Here is a 6,000-nt window from a genome sequence, read left to right on the forward strand (position 1 = left end):
GGACGTTCTCCGCGGTGCCAGCACTGCGCCGTGCGCCTGAAGTTGCTAGCTTTAGTCGAACGTTGATAAACGTGTACCTACTTGAAATCGAAGGTGGAAAGCCATGGCGCTCACTCCCGAAGATGTTGTCAATAAGCGGTTCCAGCCGACCAAGTTCCGCGAGGGATACGACCAGGACGAGGTCGACGACTTCCTCGACGAGGTCGTCGTGGAGTTGCGTCGCCTGAACCAGGAAAACGAGGAGCTGCGTCAGCGCCTCTCTTCCGGCGACACTCGCGCTTCGGACGTCCGCGTCTCGGACGTGCCGCGGGACAGCAGCCCCGCTCCTGTCGTCGTTCAGGCTCCGGAGCCCGAACCGCAGCCCACGCCGACCCCTGCTCCCGTCACCGCGCCGGTCGTCGCTCAGCAGTCGGCTCCGGCCGATGAAGCGGAAAGCTCCAGCGGACTCCTGCAGCTCGCGCGCCGTCTCCACGAGGAGCACGTCCGCGAGGGCGCTGAAAAGCGTGACGCTCTCGTCGCCGAGGGCCGCGCGACCGCCGCGCGTCTGGTCGCCGAAGCGGAGGCCAAGCAGCGGCAGCAGATCTCGAAGCTCGAGGAGGAGCGCGCGTCGGTCGAGCACCGCATCGACGAGCTGCGCACCTTCGAGCGTGAATACCGTCAGAAGCTGAAGAGCTACATTGAGGGCCAGTTGCGCGACCTCGACACTCAGCCGGCACAGGCGGAGTCCTCGATGTCGGGCTTTGGGGCGTAGTCCCGCCGCAGCGGACGTCAGGCCGAGGGCGCTCGTCACCCTCGGCCTCGTCGCGCTTGCGGTCTTCGCGATCGATCAGACTGCGAAGCTCCTGGTCACGATGACTCTCACCCTGGGCGAGGACCTGCACGTCCTTGGCGACGTTCTGATCTTCCACTACGTGAAGAATCCGGGTGCGGCCTTCTCCCTCGCCAGTGGATCGACGTGGATCTTCTCGATCATCGCGGCCTGCGTCGTCGTGGCCGTCATCTGGTTTTCGGGTCGGATCCGCTCCACCGCGTGGGCGATCTTCTTCGGGCTGCTGCTCGGCGGCACCCTCGGCAATCTTTTCGACCGCCTGTTCCGCGAGCCGTCGTTCGGCCTCGGGCACGTGGTCGACTTCCTCTTCACGCCCTGGCTGCTGCCGGCGATCTACAACGTTGCCGACATCGCGATCTGCACGGCCATGGCCCTGTTCGTCCTCCTCAGCCTGCGCGGCGTCGGTCTCGACGGGTCCCGGACGGAGCGCGAGCCCCGCAATGTCGGCCGCCGCGGCGGTCGCTGATGGTGCAGTCGCGTTCACTGCCGGTCCCCGACGGTCTCGATGGGCTTCGGGCCGATGCCGCCGTCGCCAAGCTGCTCGGGTTCTCGCGGAGTTTCGCGGCCGAGGTCGCCGAGGCCGGCGGAGTCAGTGCCGACGGCCGCGTCCTCGACAAGAGCGACCGTGTACACGCCGGCACCTGGCTGAGTGTCGAGTGGAGCCCTCGCGAGGAGCCGACAATCGTGCCCCTCGCGGTTCCCGACCTCGGCATCGTGTACGACGATGACGACATCGTGGTGATCGACAAGCCGGTTGGCGTCGCCGCGCACCCCGCGGTCGGGTGGCAGGGGCCGACCGTCCTGGGCGCTCTCGCGGCCGCAGGATTCATGGTGGCTACCTCCGGAGCTGCGGAGCGCGCGGGCATCGTCCACCGGCTCGACGCTGGTACGAGTGGCCTGATGGTCGTCGCCAAGTCCGAGCGCGCCTACACGCACCTCAAGCGGGCTTTTCACGACCGCACAGTCGAGAAGGTCTACCACGCCCTCGTGCAGGGCCATCCGGATCCGCTCGCGGGCACCATCGACGCGCCGCTCGGTCGCCATCCCTCCTCCGACTGGAAATTCGCCGTCCGCGCGGACGGCAAGCCCTCCGTCACTCATTACGAGACGATGGAGGCGTTCCCGTTCGCCTCCCTGGTCGAGATCCACCTCGAGACCGGGCGGACCCACCAGATCCGCGTGCACATGGCGGCCCAGCGCCACCCCTGCGTCGGCGACGCGATGTACGGAGCCGATCCGACGCTCTCGAAGCGGCTCGGGCTCACCCGCCAATGGCTCGACGCGGTGCGCCTCGGCTTCACGCACCCGGGCACGGGGGAGTGGGTGCAGTTCGAAGCGTCCTATCCCGACGATCTGGCGCACGCGCTCGAGGTACTGCGCGAGGAGTGAGCGCGGATCCGCGCACGCCCGGCTCCGGTCGCTTCGACCCCGGTTAGACTTTCTGCCGCCGCGGTCGCGACCTCGTGCGAGGTCCGCGGTCCCCCTGCCAGCAGTCCGTCGGAGGCGCATCCTTGCCGAGTAACGATTCCTTCGTCCACCTTCACGTGCACAGCGAGTACTCGATGCTCGACGGCGCCGCACGGGTCAAGCCGCTGATCGACGCGGCGGTCGAGGAGGGTATGCCGGCGATCGCGGTGACCGACCACGGCAACGTGTTCGGCGCCTTCGACTTCTGGCGCACGGCGACGGCCGCGGGGATCAAGCCGATCATCGGCACGGAGGCCTATCTGACGCCGGGCACGCATCGCTCCGACAAGACGCGGATCCGCTGGGGTGACGGTGGCGGTGACGACGTGTCCGGCTCCGGCGCGTACACGCACATGACGCTGCTGAGTTCGACCACCACGGGCATGCACAACCTTTTCCGCCTCTCGTCGAAGGCGTCCATTGAGGGCTATTACTTCAAGCCGCGGATGGACCGCGACATCCTCTCGCAGTACTCGGAGGGTCTGATCGGCACCACTGGCTGCCCGAGTGGCGAGGTGCAGACTCGGCTTCGGCTTGGGCAGTACGAGGAGGCGCGTCAGGCGGCCGCCGACTACCGTGACATCTTCGGCAAGGAGAACTTCTTCGCCGAGATCATGGACCACGGCCTCGACATCGAGCGGCGCGTTATTGGAGACGTCATCCGGTTGGCGAAGGACCTCGACCTCCCGCTCGTCGCCACCAACGATCTGCATTACACCCACGCGCACGATGCCACCTCGCACGCGGCGCTGCTCTGCGTGCAGTCCGGAACAACCTTGGACGACCCCAAGCGCTTCAAGTTCGACGCCGACGAGTTCTACCTCAAGTCGCCTCGCGAGATGCGGCAGGTATTCCGCGACCATCCCGAAGCCTGCGATAACACGCTTCTGATCGCTGAGCGCTGCGATGTGCAATTCGATACTTCCGCGAACTACATGCCCCGCTTCCCCGTCCCCGAGGGCGAGACCGAGGACACCTGGTTCGTCAAGGAGGTCGAGGCGGGCCTTCGTGAACGGTACCCGGATGGAATTTCGCAGGAGGTGCGCGAGCGCGCCGACTACGAGACCAGCGTCATCCTGCAAATGGGCTTCCCTGGCTACTTCCTCGTCGTTGCCGACTTCATCAACTGGTCTAAGCGCAACGGCATTCGCGTAGGCCCGGGCCGTGGCTCCGGCGCCGGCTCGATGGCCGCGTACGCGATGAAGATCACCGATCTCGATCCGCTGCGCCACGGCCTGATCTTCGAGCGCTTCCTCAACCCCGACCGCGTCTCCATGCCCGACTTCGACGTCGACTTCGACGACCGTCGCCGCGGTGAAGTCATCCGCTATGTCACCGAGAAGTACGGCGACGAGCGCGTCGCTCAGATCGTCACCTACGGCACGATCAAGGCGAAGCAGGCGCTTAAGGACGCTTCCCGAGTCCTCGGGTTCCCATTCGGGATGGGCGAGAAGCTCACGAAAGCGATGCCCCCCGCGATCATGGGGAAGGACATTCCACTCAGCGGGATCAACGATTCCTCGCACCCGCGCTATAAGGAGGCGGTCGACGTTCGGAACGTCATCGCCGAGGACCCGCAGGCAAAGCTCGTCTTCGACACGGCGCTCGGGCTCGAGAACCTCAAGCGCCAGTGGGGAGTCCACGCGGCCGGCGTCATCATGTCCAGTGACCCGCTGCTCGACATCATCCCGATCATGAAGCGGGAACAGGACGGCCAGATCGTCACGCAATTCGACTACCCCGCGTGCGAGTCGCTCGGCCTGATCAAGATGGACTTCCTGGGGCTGCGCAACCTCACCATCATTGATGACGCTCTCGACAACATCAGGGCGAATCGGCAGCAGGATTTGGTCCTCGAGGATCTCGACCTCGATGATCAGGCCGCCTATGAACTTCTCGCGCGCGGCGACACGCTCGGCGTGTTCCAGCTCGACGGCGGACCGATGCGCGGTTTGCTGCGCCTGATGAAGCCCGACAACTTCGAGGACATCTCTGCGGTCCTCGCGCTCTACCGGCCGGGCCCGATGGGCGCCGACTCCCACACCAACTACGCGCTGCGCAAGAACGGTGTCCAGCAGATCACGCCGATCCATCCGGAACTCGAGGAGCCCCTCGCAGAGGTGCTCGGCGGCACCTATGGCTTGATCGTGTACCAGGAGCAGGTCATGTCGATCGCGCAGAAGCTTGCGGGGTTCACCCTCGCGCAGGCGGACCTGTTGCGGCGCGCGATGGGCAAGAAAAAGAAGTCCGAGCTCGACAAGCAGTTCGAAGGCTTCTCGGGTGGCATGACCGCCAACGGCTACTCTATGGAGGCCGTGAAGACCCTCTGGGACATCCTTCTCCCCTTCTCCGACTACGCCTTCAACAAGGCGCACTCCGCCGCCTACGGAGTCGTCTCGTACTGGACTGCTTACCTCAAGGCCCACTATCCCGCGGAATACATGGCGGCACTGCTCACCAGCGTCGGTGACTCTAAAGACAAGATGGCTGCTTATCTCAACGAGTGCCGGCGCATGGGCATCAAGGTCCTGCCGCCGGATGTGAATGAATCGATCGGCTTCTTCGCCGCGGTCGGCACGGATATCCGCTTCGGCCTTGGCGCCGTTCGCAATGTCGGGACGAACGTGGTCGAGGGCATCCGCGCGGCCCGCGAGGAAAAGGGACGCTTCGAATCGTTCCACGACTTCCTGCGCAAGGTTCCGATGCAGGCCACTAACAAGCGCACGGTCGAGTCGATGATCAAGGCCGGCGCGTTCGACTCGCTCGGCTCGACCCGGCGCGCGCTCGTCGAGATCCACGAGGACGCCGTCGAGGCGGCGGTGGGGGAGAAGCGCAACGAAGCAAACGGCCAGGTCGGCTTCGACTTCGACAGTCTTTGGGACGAGCCGCAGGCCGCAATCCAGGTGCCGGAGCGGCCGGAGTGGGCCAAGCGGGACAAGCTTGCCTTTGAGCGGGACATGCTCGGCCTCTATGTCTCCGACCATCCGCTCGCCGGACTCGAAACCGAACTCGCCAAGCACTACAGCACGACTATTGCCGACCTGCTGATCTCGGAGACGATCGCCGACGGCGAGACTGTCGTCGTCGCCGGGCTCGTCACGAGCGTTCAGCACCGCATGGCCAAGACGTCCGGTAATCAGTACGGGATGATTCAGGTCGAAGACTTCGGCGGTGAGATCACGTGCATGTTTATGGGTAAGGCGTACCAGGAGTTCGCGCCGGCCCTGACGAACGACTCGATCGTCGTGGTCCGCGGACGCGTCAGCATGCGTGACGACGGCATGAACCTGCACGCGTTCAGCCTCTTCGCTCCCGAACTCAACCAAGACGGCGACTCCGGACCACTGACCGTCTCGATGCCGGAGTCGCGCGCGACCACCGACACGGTTTCGCAACTCAGCGACGTCCTCATCCGCCACTCCGGCCAGACGGAGGTGCGCCTCAAACTCATCAAGGGCGAGACGGCCCGCGTGTTCGAGGTCCCGTTCCCGGTGCGCATCACCCCCGACCTCTTCGGCGAGCTGAAGAGTCTGCTGGGCCCCAACTGCCTGTATTGAATTGAATGTCGCGCCGGTCCCTGCCTGGACCGTACCCGTTTTGGTGGAGTCGGGGGTGTGTTGCTGGGGTTCTCGACCTGTAGGAGACTACTTTCATGGGTTCCACCCGACGAAGCTTCACCGAGGAATACAAGCGCGACGCGATCG

Annotated in this window: 4 protein-coding genes; all 4 read left to right on the forward strand. The window is 65.2% G+C overall.

Annotated features, from left to right (window positions below; translation table 11 throughout):
* Window positions 1–103 precede the first annotated feature (103 nt).
* The 4 genes from B0H03_RS11345 (at window position 104) to dnaE (ending at window position 5,853) form a co-directional block, all read left to right on the forward strand.
* Window positions 104–751, forward strand: a complete 648-nt coding sequence (locus tag B0H03_RS11345; RefSeq protein WP_104264099.1) for a DivIVA domain-containing protein — start codon at window positions 104–106, stop codon at window positions 749–751.
* Complete coding sequence (gene lspA, locus B0H03_RS11350) at window positions 741–1,295, forward strand: signal peptidase II (RefSeq protein WP_104264100.1); 555 nt, start codon at window positions 741–743, stop codon at window positions 1,293–1,295. The genes B0H03_RS11345 and lspA overlap by 11 nt, the downstream gene beginning before the upstream one ends.
* Window positions 1,296–1,297: 2 nt before the next feature.
* Window positions 1,298–2,218 (forward strand): RluA family pseudouridine synthase, encoded by a 921-nt coding sequence (locus B0H03_RS11355; RefSeq protein ID WP_104264107.1) that lies wholly within the window; start codon window positions 1,298–1,300, stop codon window positions 2,216–2,218.
* Window positions 2,219–2,391: 173 nt separating this feature from the next.
* Complete coding sequence (gene dnaE / locus B0H03_RS11360; RefSeq protein ID WP_237399490.1) at window positions 2,392–5,853, forward strand: DNA polymerase III subunit alpha; 3,462 nt, start codon at window positions 2,392–2,394, stop codon at window positions 5,851–5,853.
* Window positions 5,854–6,000 lie beyond the last annotated feature (147 nt).

It is taken from the genome of Rathayibacter iranicus NCPPB 2253 = VKM Ac-1602, assembly GCF_003149025.1.
GTDB classification, from domain to species: domain Bacteria; phylum Actinomycetota; class Actinomycetes; order Actinomycetales; family Microbacteriaceae; genus Rathayibacter; species Rathayibacter iranicus.